Source organism: Nocardia sp. CWNU-33, assembly GCF_046764895.1.
Lineage (GTDB): Bacteria > Actinomycetota > Actinomycetes > Mycobacteriales > Mycobacteriaceae > Nocardia.
On the sequence record NZ_JBKOQN010000052.1, the window covers coordinates 21,651 to 38,569 of the forward strand.

The window sequence follows — 16,919 nt, forward strand, 5'->3', positions numbered from 1 at the left end:
CTCACACCTTCGCCCCATCCCCCACTCCTCACATCCTCCACTGCTTCTCACCTCCCTCCACCCCCCTTCCTCGCCTCTTTTCTTAAGCAGACCTCTTCCATTCGAGGTAACGATTCGGTGACGACCAGCAGATTTGCTTGATTTGACGAAAAATTGGGCAAATCAAACCCTTGTCAGCAATCGCAGAAGCGTGCTTGATAGATATATGACCGCGACCATCCATAAAGTCGTGGCAGGCAACGGGTATCAGTATTATCTGCGCAATGTCGCCGCGAACGATGCATCTACTCGCGGCCGTTCCAGCCTTGCTGACTATTACTCGACCGAAGGGGAAGCTCCGGGCCGCTGGCATGGCTGCGGCCTGCGTGCGTTAGGCGTCCAACTGGGTGACGAAGTCACCGAAGAACAGATGAAGTCCCTGTTCGGATTGGGTCGTCATCCGAACGCCGAGATGATCGAAGCCCACGTCTACGACACAGAGATGAGCAAGGGCGCCAAGCACAAAGACGCGACCCGTGCGGCCGATCAAGCGTCACGTTTGGGCAACCCATTTCGCATATATAGCGAAGTTTCCGAGTTCAGAAAAAGGTGCGCGAATGCCTTCCGGGAATACAATTCCGCGCACGGGTCGGACCCTCACGACGCTATTGCCGATGACGAACGGGCACACATCCGCACCCATGTCGCGTTCGAAATGTTCGCCGAACAGTACGATCGCGCACCCCTTAATGCGCGGGAACTGTCAGGCTGGGTGGCCCGCAACTCGCGCCCGAACACTACTGCTGTCGCTGGTTTCGACATCACTTTTAGTCCGGTCAAGAGTGTCTCGGTGTTATGGGCGGTGGCACCGAGGGCGGTGTCGGAGAAGATCGAGGCCGCTCACCACGCCGCCGTCAACGACGCATTGGGGTGGCTCGAGCAGAACGGAATCTTCACCCGACTCGGCCGCAACGGGATCCGCCGGGCCGACGTCGAAGGCCTCGTCGCGGCCGTCTTCACTCATCGTGATAGCCGAGCCGGTGATCCTGACCTGCACACCCATGTCCTGATGGCCAATCGTGTGCGCACGCTCGACGGGAAATGGCGCACCCTCGCCGGCACCGCGATCTACCAAACACTGGTCACAGTCTCGGAGATCTACAACACCAGACTCGAACACCACCTCGAGGATCTCGTCGGTGTCGAGTTCGCCGAACGACCCGGGCAGGATCCCTCGAAGCGTCCGATCCGTGAAATCGTCGGTATCCCACTGCGGTTGATCACCGCCTGGTCACGTCGCGACACCGCGATCACCGCCCGCCTCGAACAACTCGCCGCCGAGTTCCAACAGCAGCTCGGGCGCGAACCGATCCCGGGTGAAATGTATGACCTGGCCGAGCGTGCCACCCTCGAAACCCGCCCCTTCAAGCACGCACTGCGGTCCCTGGCCGAGCAGCGCAGCACTTGGCGGGCCGAGGCCGCGGCGCTGCTCGGTGGCCGGGAAACGTTGGCGCGGATGGTCACCTCAACACTGAACCCGATCCGAACTTCGCGCCCTGCGGTTACGACACAGTGGATTGCCCGCGCCGCCGAGCACGTCATCGAGGTCGTCTCGCAGCACCGATCAACGTGGCAACGCCACAACCTGCGCGCCGAAATCGAGCGGCAAATACGCGGACGAATCAGCGGCGAGCAGTGGAAGCAGGTCGCCGAAGCTGTTCTCACCGAGGCAGTTTCCCCGACACTCTCGATTGCGCTCGATGATCCTGACCTCGCCGATGAACCCGAGTTGCGAACTGTCCCGGTGTTGTTGCGTCGTCGCGATGGGAGCAGTGTGTACACCTTCTCTGGTGCGCAGTTGTATACGTCGGCGCAAACCCTGTCGGTCGAACACCAGTTGATCGAGTTGTCGGTGCAGCCCGGCGGACGCCAACTCCCACCGGATCTCGTCGCGGCGGCGGTGCGCAGTCATAACGCCCGGAATCCGGATCGCCCGCTCAACGCTGGGCAGATCAGCGTGATCGAGGGTTTCGCTGCTTCGAGTCTGCGGGTGCGAACGACGAATGCGCCCGCGGGGTCGGGGAAGACCACTGCGATGCGGGTGCTCGCCGACGCGTGGCATGCCAGCGGCGGCCAAGTTCTCGGCCTGGCACCGACCGCGTCGGCCGCCGCGGTGTTGTGTGCGTCGATTGGCGCGCGGGTGGAGACCGTCGACAAGGTCCTCGACGTTCTCACCAAGCACACCCCCAGCCGCGACAACCTTGCCCTGGACCGGGAACAGCCGCCATCGTTGCCGCAATGGATCCTGCAAATCGACGCCGGTACGTTGGTGATCGTCGATGAACACGTCAAGGTCGGCAACCTCAAACGCCTTCGCCTGCTCCGATTCCTGACCTCGCGGGGCGCGACGGTCCGCTGTATCGGCGACCCCCACCAACTCGGGTCGATCGAAGCCGGCGGCGTCGATCGCGACATGGATATCGCCGCACCCGAACATTCCCTCACCCTGACCCATGTCGTGCGGTTCGCGGCAGGTGCCGAAGCGACAGCGAGTTTGCAACTACGCGACGGTGACCCCGCCGCGCTGGGCTGGTATCTGGACAACGGCCGCATCCACAGTGGGCACCTCGGCGCCACCCACGACGACGCCTTCACCGCATGGCTCACCGACCATCATGCTGGCCGCGACACCATCATGCTCGCCGCCACCAACGACGTCGTGACCGAACTCAACGCGCGCGCCCGCACCGACCGCATCGCCCGCGACGGCGATGAAGTCAGTGCGGAATGTGTACTCACCGACCGAACCGCGGTTTCGGTCGGTGACACAATCCGCACTCGCCGCAACAACCCATCTCTACGCCTGGGCGATCGCGATTGGGTCCGCAACGGCTACGCGTGGACCGTCGCCGCCGTCCACGACGACTGGAGTCTCACCGCCATCCACAGCCGCGCCGACGGCCAAAACGGTCAGACGGTGCGACTTCCTGCCGACTATGTGAGTGCGCACGTGCGTCTGGGTTATGCGACGACGATCGATTCCGCGCAGGGAATTACCGCCGATTCGTGCCATGTCGCGCTCACCGGAGATGAGTCGCGCCAACAGCTTTACGTCGCACTCACCCGAGGAGCGCAGGCGAATCATGCGTATGTGCCGACCGCATTGGACGGCTCCGAAGGCTCGTTCTGGTCCGAACCCGCCATGTATCCACGCACCGCCGTGGAGATTCTGCTGCGCATTCTCGGTCGCGACGGCACTCAGAAGTCGGCGCACACCATGCTTCGCGACGCACTCGACCCGCGCCGCCGTATCGGGCGCGCGCTCGATATCTACCTCGATGCGATCGGGGTCGCTGCCGAAAACGTAGTCGGCCCTGAGGGTCTCGATCGACTCGACGCCACTGCGGAAGCGTTGCGTCCGAACCTCACCGACAGCCCCGCCTACCCCGTTCTACGTCAGCATTTGGCGACGATCGCTCTGTCGGGTCGCGACCCGATCGCAGCCTTGCACACTGCCGCGTGTGCGCGGGAACTCGACACCGCCGATGATGTTGCCGCTGTCCTGGATTGGCGGTTGGATCCCTCCGGCACGCACTCCACCGGTAGCGGGCCGTTGCCGTGGGCGTCCGGGATTCCCCGCGGGCTGCGTACGGAGCTCGATTCCACTCAGCTTTCCGCGCGTGCGCGTATGGTCGCCGACCTCGCCGAGCAGATCCGCACTGATGTGCAGTCCTGGACTCCCGTGTCGGCGCCGCATTGGGCACGCCCGCTGATCGGCTCGGACCCACGCCTGCTCGGCGACCTCGCAGTGTGGCGCAGCTCCATGCACATCGATGACCGCGATCTACGCCCGACTGGGCCGCCTCGCTATACGGTAACTGAACGCGAACACCAAGACCTGCTCGATAACCGCGTCACCCAAGCGCTCGGGAACCTCCATTTCCCCGCCAACAAGTGGTCACCGCTGATCGCACGCCTCGAAGCTCGGGTTCTTGCAGATCCGTTGTGGCCGACCGTGGCGGACAAGATCGAGGTTGCTAACCGGTCGGGAATCAATATCGAACCGCTGTTGATCCACGCAGCAGCGATACGGCCGTTGCCCGACGACATGCCCGCCGCCGCCCTGTGGTCGCGACTGGAACTCGAACCATCCGCTGCCGACACGACCGGCGCTCACCACAACCTGCGCCCCGATTGGGCCCCGGAACTGCATGCGCTATTCCGTGACGACATCGGCGACCGCGTGATCAACGACCCGGCGTGGCCGCGTCTCGTCCCCGCCATCGACCTCGCCACCGGCCCGCAACCCGACGCTCGGACCGACCAGATCGCACAGAACCCGTTGATCGTGCTCACCAACGCCCAACTCCAGCAACACATCGCCGACCTCGAGCTGCGTATCGCCCTGATAGACAACGACGCCATCCTCTACGGCCCCGCTCGCGATCGGCAGAGCCACGACGCCGAATACGACGACGCTGTCCACCGCCACCAGGCTGCCCAGGAAGCCATTCGTACCGCACGCACCGCCGAAACCGAGCTCGGCGACGCCGTCCGTGCAGTCCAAGCCTTAACCACCGAACTCGACACCACCCGCGCCACCCTCGACACCACACCCGCATTCCGCCGAGGCACACGACGCAAACTCCAGGCCCACATCGACGCACTCTGGGCCCAGCAGCGAAACGCCAATCGCTCACAGGAATCGGCGCGCACGACCGCCCGCCAAGCCCAGCGCAACGCTGCCCTCCACGCCGGCGCCACCGACCAGTGGGACCACATTCTGGCCACCCCAACACCTGAATGCGCCGATCAGCCGCCGCCTCAGACCGGCACCGCCGACGCCGATAGCCACGCACGAACCGCCGACTACCAGCAGCAGATCGATGAACTACAGGCCGAACAGCAGCGACGAGCCACACTCTCCGCCACCCAGCAAGCAGACGAACAGCAACTGCATCGACAATCAATCCCTCATGAGGACAGTGCAGTCGAGTTCATCGATGATCTGATCACACATCAGCCGGACACCGACGTAGGTCTGTGATTGGGGCTCATCCCCGCGCATGCGGGTGGCACACTTCCTAAGCAGCGTACTTTCTGTTCAATCCTCCCGTTTTCATTCACTTTTCGGCAGGCTTGGAAGTGACGGCACAGAATCATCCACGAATGCACCACTACTTCACTCACATCGACGGATTCCGGAACCCAGGACGGGCTAGACGGACACCTTACGGATACCGTCCGAGACCCGGTCCAGCTTCCTCGCCCGCCCTGACTAGCCGTTCCAGCCGCGCTGGTTCATGCGCTCGAAGTAGGCGTCGTCGGCGGCTTGGATCTCGTCTTCCGACGGACGCTGATCTTCGGGGGTTTGTTCGCTGTGCAGTCGTTGAAACTGGTCGTGGATCCGCGGATCAGCTTTACTGAGCAGCCGTTCGGCACTGGCTTTCGCATCCGCCCGCGCCTTACGGTGGCAGTTGAGCAACGCGGTGGTGAGCTGGTGGCCAGGCCAACGCATGGCACCAGGAGCGATCCGCAGGTCGGTGATATCGCCATCCGCATCAACCTCGACGAGGACACCGGGCACTTCGCCGCGCCCCCGCACGACAGCAACCTCATCGGCGAGACGCTTACTGCTGCTGCGGATCTCGGCGAGTTCTCGCTGGAGCTGCCGCTCCCATTCCTGGATATCGGTCGTCACCGCGACGTGCTGCTTTCCTCGGCAGGAACCGAATGGATCACATCACCTGGCTCGACCCGAGACGATACCTCGGCGGAGAAGACGAGGGAGAACTTGTCCGGCGCAGGCTGGTGGAAGTCGAGCGCTTCCAGAACTCCCCGGTAGGTCGTTCCGTCCTTCTTTTGCAACTCGACCTCCTGGCCGACCGTGAAATCCCCGACTGCCCGGCCGACCACGAACGGATTCGGTCTGAAACTCACCGGGAAGATATCTTCGACATAGAATTCACTCACGGCTCATTCTCCTTTCTTTCCCGCGAGATACCGTTGCCAGAAGGCCTCATCGGCGGCGTATGCCTCATCTTCTAACGCGCTCGTCACCCCTGTTCCTACTCTGCCTTGCTGGTACTGCTCGATGTGGACACGCTCGTGCACCAGGTTCCGCAGCAGTGTCTGTTCATCGGCGAATGCGCTGGGGGCCAATGCGATATGTCCCGGAGCGGTGCTCGCGCTGGCCTCCATGGAGTCGAAGTAGCGCACATCATCGGCGGAGTTGGCCACGTCCACGCGGATGCCGCGAAGGTCGACACCAGCCCGGCGAGCGTATTCCACGATGGTCTCTTGGGTCATCGGCAGATGGTCTCCGCTTTCGAGAACCTCGCGGTTCGTGCGAGGCCCCATCCGAGAGAACAGTCGTCCCTCCGACAATGCAGCATCGCGTCGTGCGAACGGAGTCATTTTTACCCTGGCCGCGCTGACCCAGTTGCGGACCTTCTCGAACAGCGGTTTGAGTCGTTCAGCAAGGGGTTTCACGACGTCGGTGACGAGCTTCGTTATCTTCGTCCCGAGCTCGCCGACGACCGTCGCGATACGGCGCGCACGGACCGCGATACGTCCGGCCAGAGCTGTGTTGCCAACCCATTCGGACAGCGTCGCGGTGAACGGTGCGAGCGCCGCGAACGCGGCCTCGGCGGCCGCGGTTTCGATGACGAACCCCTTGAGTTCCTCGAGAATCTTGTGGTGCGCCTCGTCGAGGTGGTTGGCGTACTCGCCGCAGGCGTCGCCGAGTGTTTGACATGCATCGGCCAACGCGTTGAAGTCTGTTTGTCGGGTCTGGCACGTGCTGACGGCGATCTCGATCTCGGGTGACTGCTGATTGGTGAGCAGACCGACGGCCTGCGGGGCCTCACCGGCGACAGTGCGGTAGTCGGCAGCGGCGGTGTGCCATGCGGTCTTGGCGGCGTTCAATTGATCCTGGTGACCGTTGGGCCAGGCGAACCCGACCGTGTCCTTGATGAACGACCATCCGAATGGTTCGGGGATTCCGTCCCCGGCCGCCGAGGGCGCGCTTTCTGGGAGGCACGGATCCATCGAGAGCTGCGGCGTGGGCGGTGGTGTTTGATCGGCCACGTTGGCGCCGGTATTGGCGACCTGGTGGTTGTAGGCTCCGGCAACGATCATGTTTCTCGTCTGGCCGCACGCGGTCGCCAGTTTGGATGAGGTCGATACCGCAAGCTGGGCGGCCTCGTCGTAGCCCGCTGCCCATTGGGTGCCGACGCTATCGCTGCCAGCCATGCCCGCGTACGTCGTTAGCACCGCAACCAGCGCGGAGTGGGTGGTCATACTGTCAGTGGACATCTGACCGAAGACCTCGCCGGCGGAGGCGTATTCCTCGCCTCGATGAACAATGAGCGGGACAGTCGGTGTCACTGCGGCCACATCCCCACGTTCGTTTCGACCGCAGTTGTGTAACTCGCGTGCGCTCGGCGGGCAACTTCACGCAACTCGTCGAGGTTCTCCCGCATCTCTGCGGCACCCGCCATCCAACTATCGTGCGCGGCACGCTGAGCCTGGGCTGCCTTGCTCGACCAGGCTTGGTGCAGGTCAGAAATATGCCGGTCGACTTCACCCAACCAGCCCTCAACCGTGCGCCCGAACTTGTCCATCGTATCGATCGCGGCGTCGAGTTGCTCGAGATCTACGCGGTATTGGTCATCGCCGGTCACGGCAGGTCCAATCGTTGCAGTCCGGTGATCGCGTCTCGATTCGTCGTGTCCCGCGTCTCGTACTGGTTGGCAGCTTCAGCGAGGTTGGCGGAGGATTCCTCCAATGCGGCTATGACCGTATCGGCACCGTGCTTCCACTCGAGCCACGACTCGTCGTATGCGCTGGCGGCTTTTCCCCGCCAACCATCGGCGAGGAGCTCTTTGCCGATGGTGTCGTCGAGCTTCTTCAACTCGTCTCGGATCGACTGAGCTTTGTCGGCGACGAATCTCGAGGCTTCGCGCAGTCGGTCGACTTCGACGTGGAGATCGTCGGACACCCCGCCTCCCCTCGTTATACAGATCGCCTACGAACTATACGACGCACCCGACCGCTGTCCGGTTCCGTCAGGATCGTGCGGGCTCACCAGCCAGCCGCGCGCGCACAACGAGGAACGAGCCAGGTTTAGGCTCGTGTGATGGCTGATGCGCTCATCCTGGGTGGAACCGGCGTGATCGGACGTGCGATCGCGGCGCATTTGGCGGCGGCGAACTGGCGGGTCAAGGTTGCTGGACGCAACCCCGACAACATGCCTGCCGAACTCCGCACGGCTGGAGTTGATTTCATCGCAGCAGACCGCGCCGATGCAGCTCGCTTGCGCGCCACCATCGGCGACGGGGTAGATCTGCTGGTCGACTGCGTCTGCTACACCGCGACGACCGCGCACTCACTGGTGGAGTTGGCCGCCGACGCCGGGTCCACAGTCCTGATGTCGAGCAAGGCGGTATACATCGACGCCGCAGGCAATCACGCGAACTCGCAGGTCGAGCCGCGATTCGATGGACCGATCAACGAGTCTGCGCCCACCCTGACGGCGAACGATATCGACCATCGGTCCCACGCCGGCTACGGGCCGAACAAGGTTGCCGCCGAGCAGATCTCGCTCGACAGCGGACTACCGATCAGCATCTTGCGACCATCGAGGGTCCACGGGATCGGCGGCAGCCGCCCACGCGAATGGGTCTTCATCAAACGCATCTTGGACCGGCGCACCACCGTGCTACTCGCCCGACGCGGCACCGGGGTCGTCCACACCACCGCAGCGGCCAACATCGCCGCCCTGGTCGAAACCGTCGCCCACACACCAGGTGCACGCATCCTCAACATCGCCGATCCCGATTCCCCCAGCGCACTCGACATTTCCCGCACCATCGCCAACCACCTCGATCATCAGTGGAACGAGGTACTCCTCGACGATCAAACCGACGACCGGCTCGGCGTGACACCCTGGGACTCAGCTCACCCCGTTGTACTCGACACCTCCGCAGCGGCCGCGCTCGGTTACCGGCCGACCGGTGACTACGCAACAACGGTTGCCGCACAGATCGACTGGCTCCTCGACGCAGCCAAAGCCTGCGACAGATCGCGGATCCTTCCAGCGGCCGACGATCCGTACTTCGGCCACTTCTTCGACTACACGACCGAAGACCGCTTCCTGGCCCGCGTCTGCTAGTAGTACTTTGTTAGGTTGGAAAGGTGTGGTGGCAGAGTGGGCAGGTGCCGATCCAAATAGCCAGTGCGCGTTGGATTTCGCGGACGATGCCGTAGAGGGTCAGTCCTGCCCATCGGCTTTCGGGTCGGATAACCGCAGCGTGGTGAGGAATAGGCGGGCGGCGGTGACGAGGGTGGCGTGGTGGTGCGAGCCAGGACCGGCCCTCGAAGTGGTCCAGGCCGAGCGCGACTTTGAGTTCGCAGTAATCGTGCTCGATGCGCCGGCGCACTTTCGCGAGGCGGACCAGGTCTTCGATGGCTGTTTCGGCGGGCATGGTGGACAACCAGTAGTCGGTGGGTTCGGTTGCCCCGGTGGGCCATTGGGCCAGCAGCCATTCCTGTTCGATGGTGCCGTCGGCGGCGTGGGGCACGCTGTGCCCGGCCGAGCGCACGCGTAGTGCGATGAAACGCGAACTCATGGCGGCGTCGGGTTGTTCGGTGTGGCTTTGGTTCCCTGCCGCCACGACACTTCCCGGGTCGCGTCGGCTCCAGCGGCGAGCGCGAGGTCTTTGCAGCCCAATTTCGGTACTCGATACCGGGCGGTGAAGGGTCGGCCGACCCCGACGCGTTCGGGGGTCTCGGGCAGGGCGTCGGCGGGGTAGACGCTGGTGGCGGCCTTGACTGCCACCACGTAGGGCAGTGCGCGGGCGGTGAGACAGAACACGCCGGGTAGCAAAAAAGTCACGCAGAACGCATTCGCACCCGAACAACCCCAATCCTTACGAGTAAGGACAGAAGCCGTGCTAACAGTGGGAGGATCTTCGCTAGTTGCCTTCTAGGGCAAGAAGCTTCGAAGTCGACGGATGTCGGCGTCGCGAACCTACCCACCACTGCCATAGGGGAGCCTTGAGGAAAATCGTCATCACTGCCTTCGTCGGTGCCTCGCTGCTCATGGGCGGAGTTCAGGGCACAGTCGCCGCCGCCGACCCAGAACCACACGTGATCGAATGCCTCGAGGGAACACCAGGACCCGCTAGATGGAGCGACGGCACCGTCCGGTATTCCCAATGGTGCTTCGATACGCACGGCGGCAGCCAGTACCTCGATGAAGAATCGAGATCAGGACTCGGCGGACAACCGGGCGCCCGCGGGTACACCTGCTACGACGACGGCAGCTGTTATTGGTCCGACGGCTCACCTGTGCCGGGATACCAACGGTGCGGGCTCGCCTGCGGCGAGCCGCCCACCTCCGGTGATATCCAGGGAGTGTGGGCAGAGTGCGTCGCGGTGAAGACAGAGGCAGAGTGTCGTGCGGAACCGCGTTCCAGGTAACCAGTACCTCCCGATGGATTCAACTGCTAGCGTGCATGAACTACAGCAGGTATACCGGCCAACGTTCTGGTCCAACGCCGGACTCGTCCAGGACGCACGCCGCGACCACGAGAGCTGGCCGACGGGATCGGACGATCCCGGCAGTTCCTGCGATGGCTCACCGACACCGCCAGCCCCGCTGTCCAACTGACGTATCAAACGAACCCATCGTTGGCTGCTCTCGGTGCTCATACCTCGGATTATGGGGCGCACGATGCATGGAGACCTACTCGGACCGGCGCACGAGGAACGAACGTTCGTCGAGCTTCTTGCGCCGCAGCCAGCCAGTTACCTCGGCGTTGCACTTGCTGGCCTTACACGCCCCGCACGCGGGCACGACGTTGCTTCGTCTGCGGACGATGGGCCAACAGGATTAGTCAAGAGGTCCGCGATAGTGACTGCTTCGGGCAGGGTCCAAGTCGCCGCTTCGTCAGCGAGCAGCTTCTCCCACGACGGTGCTCCGGCTTCTGCACGGGCCGCGGCATCGGAGCGGACTTTCAGCGCGAGCATGCCGATCCGCATGAGAACAGGAATGTTGAGATGTCGAGCGGCGACTACGGTTTCACCAGCAATCGCCGCTGCGGTGGTCTTCGACACGCTGATCGCTCCGGCTGCGGCATGCGCGGCGAGCAGCATCTCTGTGTGTTTAGCCGATGCGGAAGTCGCCAGCCGTGCAGTGTCAGTGGAACGGTATGCGCCGAGGTGCGTGTGAGTTCGGATGACGACCTCGGTCGCGAGCATCCCTAGACCCGGGGTCAACATTCCGGAGCGAAGATTCAACCCGTCGCCGGAGTTCGTTCCGGCGTAAGCGTCATTGGCAAACTTCCGCAAGTCAGGGTTCGACATCTCGCCGAGAAGTGTCCAACCCGGCAGAGGCAAGTTCATCGGGGTGACAAAATCTGCCGCCCAGTGTTTCAACAGAAGCGCGACTGCGAGGTGGCGCTCGGGCGCTTGCGCGAACGGTAGACCGGAGCGAGTTGTCGCAACCTTTTCGACCATTCGCTGTCCGTCTTCCCACCACGTGCCTTCGAAGGTTCCTGTGCGGATCTGATTGAGGGCGGCGAAGAACCGGCCGATATCGTGGCCGGCCGACCGAACGCGATGTGCCGGACCGCCGAATTTCGGGCCGGTGTAATCGATGGGGAGTCGGGCGGTCTCCCTCTCCCACCGGCGCAGCAGGTCGGTCTTTTTCAACAAGGACAGACCGCTGAGCACAGCAGCGTCTACCTGGCTGTCGTAGAGGTTTCCGAGTGCGCCGATGAGCCCGGAGACACCCACGACGACCAGGTCGCCACGTTCCCACGGAACCCTTTGGGCCGCCCGCCACCCATCGAGTTGCCGCAGCGCGATCGGGTCGAGGATGTCGGCAATGTCGGCCTCGCCCCATCCCCCGACTTCGCGACGCTGCTGATGGTGGTCCGTAAGGTCGGAATAGGTGAGGCCAGTCGAGGTGCTCACGATGCGCTGTATCGCCGCGTGGTCGATCGGCTTGTCCGAAAGCGCTGATGCGGCAATCATTTCGATGTCTTCGAGGTCGCGCGTGAGTGCGTCCAAGTTGCCGACGTAGTCGTCATCGATCGGCGAGACCCGGTCGCTGGAGTTACCGTCAGTGGCGCTCACGCTGCTTCCTCGAGGTCGTCAGCGAGGACAGCGACCCCTTGGGCAAGGGTCTCAACGGTCTTCTTCTCACTCTCGACTTCCTCGAGTTCGGCTAGCAAGGCCTGAAGTTCATCATTCTCGGGTCCTGTGACACGCTCCTTGAGCCGGTCGGCGACGCTCCGTAAGCGAGCGACGCGATCTTCGGCCGCCTGGCGTTGATCCCGCTCCGCGTTCAACTCTGCCTGCTTTGTCTCGAGTTGCGCACGAAGGATTTCGATTCGCTCAGCGAGAGTCACGACGGCCTTGCCCAGGTTTGTCACGCGCTCGCGGAGACTGACAATGACGGCCTTTGCTGCCTCTTCGTTGCCGTCGACATCGCGCAGCACGAGCTGAGTCACGACGTGGAGTCGGATGGCGTCGGCTGCGATGCGAGCTGCCGTGAACCCGGCAGCCTTACCCGCAAGCGTGACCGCCCCCGCTCCTGCGGCGCCGCTGAAGCCGGTGATGAGCGCGGCACCGCCGGCCATGCCGAGACCGCCGGCAGCGATGGAACCGCCGCCGATCGCGGCCAAGCCCGCGGAAGTGGCCACCGCGCCCGAATAACCGAGAACTAGGGCTCCGTACGCTCCAGCGATTGCTGGTGCGGCGAGGCCGCCGGTCAGGACGCCGAGTCCGAGGCCCGCACCGGCGAGGAGTGCGTATTTGGTCCAGTTGCTTGCCTTCGAGAGCTTCTTGATCGCGTCCTTGTATGCGGTTTCCACAGCAGGGAGGTCTTCAGGATGGAGTTGATCCATCGACCGATGGGCGGCGGCGAGAGCTTCGGCGCGGACGGTCTTGTCCCATTTGCCCTCCACCCACGGCTCGAACCCATACAGGTCGATCAGCAAAAGCAGGGCCCGTGACCGTCTCGCCACAGCCGAGGAGATCTGTGGCCCCGCGGATTCGAGCGCCTCGAGATTCGGAGACTCACCATCCGCAGCGATCTGTTGAACGACTTCTGCAACAGCGGGCGACCAGTCGTCCTGATTGCGCGCCACGATGGCCGCAACCGCGTTGTCGCGAAAGGAGTTACGGATTTCGCGCTTGGACGGAAGGTGCTTGCCCTTCGACGCGGCGATGTCGCGCTGCATCATCTGGTACTGCCACGCCGTGAGGATGAAGTCCTCATCGGGAGAGAGCTCGAGCTTCTTCTGCACCTGCACCGCGTCCATCCGCGTGACACTAGCGACACGGCCCGACAAGCACTGGCGTATCCGAACGAACGCAGGACGAGACACGGGCGAGGATACTCGTGGGGTCGCGGAAAGAACTGGTGCCTACCTCACGCATCACTCCGGCTAGGAGTCCGCCAAGTCATACCCTCATGGACGCCACCGGTTCCTACCACTCGGCTTCATGAGAGGCCGGAGGCCGTCGGCGGAATGTGAAGGCGCTGGAGAGCATTGCGCGAGCAATAGGCCGGGCGTAGTCGTGTATTGGCCCTATTCTGGGTCGGGAAGCCGACACCGCGACACGACGCTGTTCGGCAAGAAGCTCCGCACGGCCGTCAACAGGTGCCGGATAGATCCGCGACCGTTAGCCGATATACCAACACCCCCAGCCTGCCAATCCAGAATTCTTCGTCGGCAAGTAGTCCCGCCGCGATCTCGGCGCGATTGAACTGAGGAGGTGTCACATCGGTCGTGTCCAGGTTCTCGACGAGCGCCAAAGCCGCTCGTCGGTGGCGAACACCGCTTGCCATCAGTGTTCTTGAGTTACACCTACGCCTAGGCAGTGGGCAGCCGACGTATGGATCCTCTCACCCAGCCGCCTGGATCAGAGCCGGGTCGAGCACCGGTCCTACCACCAGTCCTTAGTAGCCGACGTTCGGATCTCACCCGATAGGCGATAGCCGCGTTGCGGCTATGTCGAGGTCGAGCCTGGGGCAGCGGATAAGCTGTCGGCGACTTCGAGGTATTCCACCATGCCTGAATCTGCAGGCCTTACGTGGCGTTACTGCGGGCGGTCCGGCCAGTACCGCTTCGATTGGAAGTACTGCGTCGCTTCGGGTGCGGCGTTGTAGTCCAGCAAGTTCCCTACCTTTTTGGCCAACGTTCGACGCACTTCGTCAGGGGTTGCGAAGAAGAACTCCCGCCGGAGGTTCGCATGGTTGAGTCGACGCGACCCGAACTCCTTGTGTAGCTCGTTCTCCAGAGTGACGGCATCGTCGGAGAAGTAGACGGCGTGTACATCGAACGGGAACGGCACAGAGGCGCCACCGAGCTCCCGGACCCTGTCGAGTGGTTCGAGTCGACGCGTAAGCCCGATCTTGACAACGTTCGGGCCGAAAGCACCGATGTTAGAGATGACATAGACGTAACCGGCACGAATGTTCGCCGAACGAAAGTCGTTCTGCGCGATTGCCTCTCCGATTCTGCTCAGTTGTCCTTCGATCTCGCGGGTGTCTTGTCCAGCGGCGGTGAGTCGTTGCAGTACGGCCCGATAGTGTGCCTGTTCCTTCTCGAGGCGCTCTCGCTCAGCGGCAAGTTCCTGTTCAACCTTGCGTTCCTCTCGCAGCCGCTCTCGTTCCTCACGAGCCGCTTCTCGTTCGTCCTGCACCTTCATCATGTAGTCAGCAGTGAGCTCGAGCTCCTGGATTCTCAGAGCGTGGTAGTCCGGTGATACCTGCATCTGCATCGAGGCACCCAGCTTCTCAATATCCTTGGCGGCCTTGTCAAGTCGCCGCTTCGCGGTATCCAGGTTGCCAGCACGGATGGTGCGGACGCAGTTCTCGGCTTCCGAGTTATAGGCCCGTAACATGAGCTTGGACAGGTCAGCCGTCAAGCGGCGTCCTTCAGCAAGGGAGTTGTTGAAGCTGAACTTCTTCGCAACAACGATGGCCTCGCTCGTTCTGACAGCATCGCGCACGGCGACCCGCAGCTCCGCTAAAGCTTCCTTGTAGCTGTCGGCGTTCTCAAGAGGGTGGTGGTATTCGTAGATTCCCACTTCCTGGAGGACCAAGGCGTCCTCCACTGTGATGAGCCGAGGATCTCTCAGCGGGCCCGCTAAGTCGGGCGTAGCAGGCCGAGCTTCGAGCTTGTCGCTCAGTTCTCGGACTCGATCCTGCAGATTGGCGGATTCTCGCTCCTTCACAACGAGCATTTTCCGCAATCCGACGATGACTTCCTGTGGGTCGCTCATCCGCGGACTCCGTGATTCACTAAGGGCACCAACCCATATGGATTCTTCGACACAGCTGCGGCCAAGTGGGCCAACGTCGCTGCCGGTTCTACACGGGACAGCTCGATTTCCAGGAAATCAGTACGATCGGTTGCCAGCCGGACAAGGTCTATCCGAGTGTCATGTCCGGTCGCACTGTCAGCAGCATCGACTGCCACAGTGAGTGCAACACTGTCGATAATCCCTTCACGATCGGCTTCGAACACTTCGTGCGCTGTGCGCAACGCGGTCTGGGCGATCGCGGACGCATAGCGTCGCTTGACTTCGGATGCTGTGAAGTCGCTCGAGGTGATCTCGTCACTGGTCTTGTTGTAGCGCAACGCCTTCGTTGTCGGGAACGTGTCGGGATGCGGGGCCAGAACCGTAATGTGGAGTTCGCGATCGTTGGAGTTGAATGTGTGCTCGTAGGACACTTCGAACGCTTCGGGGTAAACCGAGTTTGCCAGCACAATCCCCACGTATTCGTCCATCGCGGCGGGCTCATGCTGCCGCAATCCGGAGATAAGCCTGTCCAGGCCAGCATTCGCAGCTGCCACTTCTTGACGACGCTCAGCGGTCTTCTGTTCGAGCCGACGTCGCGCATCCATCAACTCCAGGGCGCGCGTTCGCTCTTGCTCGCGCCAACCGGCGCGAAGCCCAGCGTTCACACCGCATGTATGAGCAACGCCTTGCTCCCACTGGTGCACAACGCTGACGTACTCCCGCTGCGCCGCTTCCATCTGTGCGGCGTGTTTGCGGTTTCCACCCAGCGCACCGCTAAGACCTGTCGGTGGCGCAGGCGCCACAAAGACCGGGCGAGCGGGGGAAGCATAGAACTGGGGAGGCGGAGTCGGCGCGAGAAGCTCAGGACGATCGAACGGGAAGTCCTCGACCGACATGCGTAGTGACTCGAGATCGACCCAATCATCAATGTCCAGAGTTGCCTTGAGGAGGTTGTCGATCTCGTCATACCCCATGGCTAATTGCGCGTTCCGCTCCGCAACCTCGGCCTCACGAACGGCCAGGTGGGCTGCCTTGGCCGCTCTTTCCGCTGCGGCACGTTCGGAGGCCGAGGCACGCGCAGCAGCCGCGGCAAACTGTTGCTGTTCCCGCGTAAACCGCTGCGCCTCACGGACCGCCAGATTGTGCGCTCGCGCTGTCGCTCGCTGCTGCTGCGCCTGCCGCTGCTGCGCCAGCCGCTGCTGATGCTGTAGTTCAGCAAAGAATCCCCTGCGACGCGCCACCCGAGTCCCACCCTCTTCCTGTCACTTCGACAAGATCGCTGGATAACAACCGCTTGCACCTTCCAGCTAGGTCGTGACGGCGCCGATTCCGTTACATCCGCAGATGCAAGGAATCGCCCGACAGGGGCACGCTCCAACGATCGCCGAGACTTTTGCGCCACACCAATCAGCGGTATTCGCCAGCGGCTGCCGTCGCAGAGCCCACGTTCAACCCCTGGTCCGCCAAACGCTCGGCCAACCTGACGAACGGGACTGCTGCACGACCAGGTGACAGGTTCGATCACGCGGCCTGACTGGCCGGTGGGGTCATGATCGTCTCGTATTCGATTGGCGTCAAACGACCGAGAGCGGTCTGCCGTCGGCGGCGGTGGTAGG

At 62.8% G+C, this 16,919-nt stretch carries 13 protein-coding genes and 1 pseudogene; 2 read left to right on the top strand and 12 right to left on the bottom strand.

Annotated elements, in window-relative coordinates; translation table 11 throughout:
• Positions 1-205 precede the first annotated feature (205 nt).
• The gene (mobF, locus tag ACLMAL_RS36560; protein ID WP_412003239.1) at positions 206-5,026 is read left to right on the top strand and encodes a MobF family relaxase; all 4,821 of its coding nucleotides are present in this window, start codon (positions 206-208) and stop codon (positions 5,024-5,026) included.
• Positions 5,027-5,257: 231 nt separating this feature from the next.
• Here the strand turns inward: mobF and ACLMAL_RS36565 are convergent, their stop codons facing one another.
• The 5 genes from ACLMAL_RS36565 to ACLMAL_RS36585 all read right to left on the bottom strand — a co-directional run bounded on the left by ACLMAL_RS36565 (position 5,258) and on the right by ACLMAL_RS36585 (position 7,981).
• Positions 5,258-5,680: a hypothetical protein gene (locus tag ACLMAL_RS36565; RefSeq protein ID WP_412003240.1), complete on the bottom strand. Its 423-nt coding sequence runs from the start codon at positions 5,678-5,680 to the stop codon at positions 5,258-5,260.
• Positions 5,677-5,952, bottom strand: coding sequence for a hypothetical protein (locus tag ACLMAL_RS36570; protein WP_412003241.1), 276 nt, complete (start codon positions 5,950-5,952; stop codon positions 5,677-5,679). The genes ACLMAL_RS36565 and ACLMAL_RS36570 overlap by 4 nt, the downstream gene beginning before the upstream one ends.
• 3 nt (positions 5,953-5,955) lie before the next feature.
• Positions 5,956-7,296 carry a hypothetical protein gene (locus tag ACLMAL_RS36575; protein ID WP_412003242.1) on the bottom strand — a complete coding sequence of 447 codons (1,341 nt, stop codon included), beginning with the start codon at positions 7,294-7,296 and terminating at the stop codon, positions 5,956-5,958.
• A gap of 68 nt (positions 7,297-7,364) precedes the next feature.
• Positions 7,365-7,664 carry a WXG100 family type VII secretion target gene (locus ACLMAL_RS36580; RefSeq protein ID WP_412003243.1) on the bottom strand — a complete coding sequence of 100 codons (300 nt, stop codon included), beginning with the start codon at positions 7,662-7,664 and terminating at the stop codon, positions 7,365-7,367.
• Positions 7,661-7,981: a WXG100 family type VII secretion target gene (locus ACLMAL_RS36585; RefSeq protein ID WP_412003244.1), complete on the bottom strand. Its 321-nt coding sequence runs from the start codon at positions 7,979-7,981 to the stop codon at positions 7,661-7,663. The genes ACLMAL_RS36580 and ACLMAL_RS36585 overlap by 4 nt, the downstream gene beginning before the upstream one ends.
• A gap of 138 nt (positions 7,982-8,119) precedes the next feature.
• Here ACLMAL_RS36585 and ACLMAL_RS36590 point away from each other — a divergent pair, with 138 nt between their 5' ends.
• Entirely contained in the window at positions 8,120-9,154 is a 1,035-nt protein-coding gene (locus tag ACLMAL_RS36590; RefSeq protein ID WP_412003245.1) for an NAD-dependent epimerase/dehydratase family protein, read from the top strand.
• 10 nt (positions 9,155-9,164) lie between these two features.
• On the opposite strand, the gene ACLMAL_RS36595 is transcribed toward ACLMAL_RS36590, so the two are convergent.
• The 7 genes and pseudogenes from ACLMAL_RS36595 to ACLMAL_RS36625 all read right to left on the bottom strand — a co-directional run bounded on the left by ACLMAL_RS36595 (position 9,165) and on the right by ACLMAL_RS36625 (position 16,544).
• Positions 9,165-9,611 (bottom strand): hypothetical protein, encoded by a 447-nt coding sequence (locus tag ACLMAL_RS36595; RefSeq protein ID WP_412003246.1) that lies wholly within the window; start codon positions 9,609-9,611, stop codon positions 9,165-9,167.
• On the bottom strand, positions 9,608-9,877 hold the full coding sequence (locus ACLMAL_RS36600; RefSeq protein WP_412003247.1) for a transposase: 270 nt from the start codon (positions 9,875-9,877) through the stop codon (positions 9,608-9,610). The genes ACLMAL_RS36595 and ACLMAL_RS36600 overlap by 4 nt, the downstream gene beginning before the upstream one ends.
• Positions 9,878-10,729: 852 nt before the next feature.
• Positions 10,730-10,846: pseudogene (locus ACLMAL_RS36605) on the bottom strand (HNH endonuclease); the annotation flags it as partial.
• Positions 10,792-11,781, bottom strand: a complete 990-nt coding sequence (locus ACLMAL_RS36610; RefSeq protein ID WP_412003248.1) for a hypothetical protein — start codon at positions 11,779-11,781, stop codon at positions 10,792-10,794. The pseudogene ACLMAL_RS36605 and the gene ACLMAL_RS36610, both read right to left, overlap by 55 nt.
• Positions 11,782-12,119: 338 nt before the next feature.
• On the bottom strand, positions 12,120-13,313 hold the full coding sequence (locus tag ACLMAL_RS36615; RefSeq protein WP_412003249.1) for a hypothetical protein: 1,194 nt from the start codon (positions 13,311-13,313) through the stop codon (positions 12,120-12,122).
• A gap of 781 nt (positions 13,314-14,094) precedes the next feature.
• Entirely contained in the window at positions 14,095-15,282 is a 1,188-nt protein-coding gene (locus ACLMAL_RS36620; RefSeq protein WP_412003250.1) for a DUF4041 domain-containing protein, read from the bottom strand.
• Entirely contained in the window at positions 15,279-16,544 is a 1,266-nt protein-coding gene (locus ACLMAL_RS36625) for a hypothetical protein (RefSeq protein ID WP_412003251.1), read from the bottom strand. Before ACLMAL_RS36625 ends, ACLMAL_RS36620 begins: the two co-directional genes overlap by 4 nt.
• Positions 16,545-16,919: the final 375 nt, after the last annotated feature.

Bases quoted from the DNA above. Each gene is read 5' to 3' on its own strand.
- ACLMAL_RS36615 (WP_412003249.1), bottom strand. From the start codon at position 13,313: ATGGACGCGGTGCAGGTGCAGAAGAAGCTCGAGCTCTCTCCCGATGAG.
- ACLMAL_RS36595 (WP_412003246.1), bottom strand. From the start codon at position 9,611: ATGAGTTCGCGTTTCATCGCACTACGCGTGCGCTCGGCCGGGCACAGC.
- ACLMAL_RS36590 (WP_412003245.1), top strand. From the start codon at position 8,120: ATGGCTGATGCGCTCATCCTGGGTGGAACCGGCGTGATCGGACGTGCG.
- mobF (WP_412003239.1), top strand. From the start codon at position 206: ATGACCGCGACCATCCATAAAGTCGTGGCAGGCAACGGGTATCAGTAT.
- ACLMAL_RS36575 (WP_412003242.1), bottom strand. From the start codon at position 7,296: ATGTCCACTGACAGTATGACCACCCACTCCGCGCTGGTTGCGGTGCTA.
- ACLMAL_RS36620 (WP_412003250.1), bottom strand. From the start codon at position 15,282: ATGAGCGACCCACAGGAAGTCATCGTCGGATTGCGGAAAATGCTCGTT.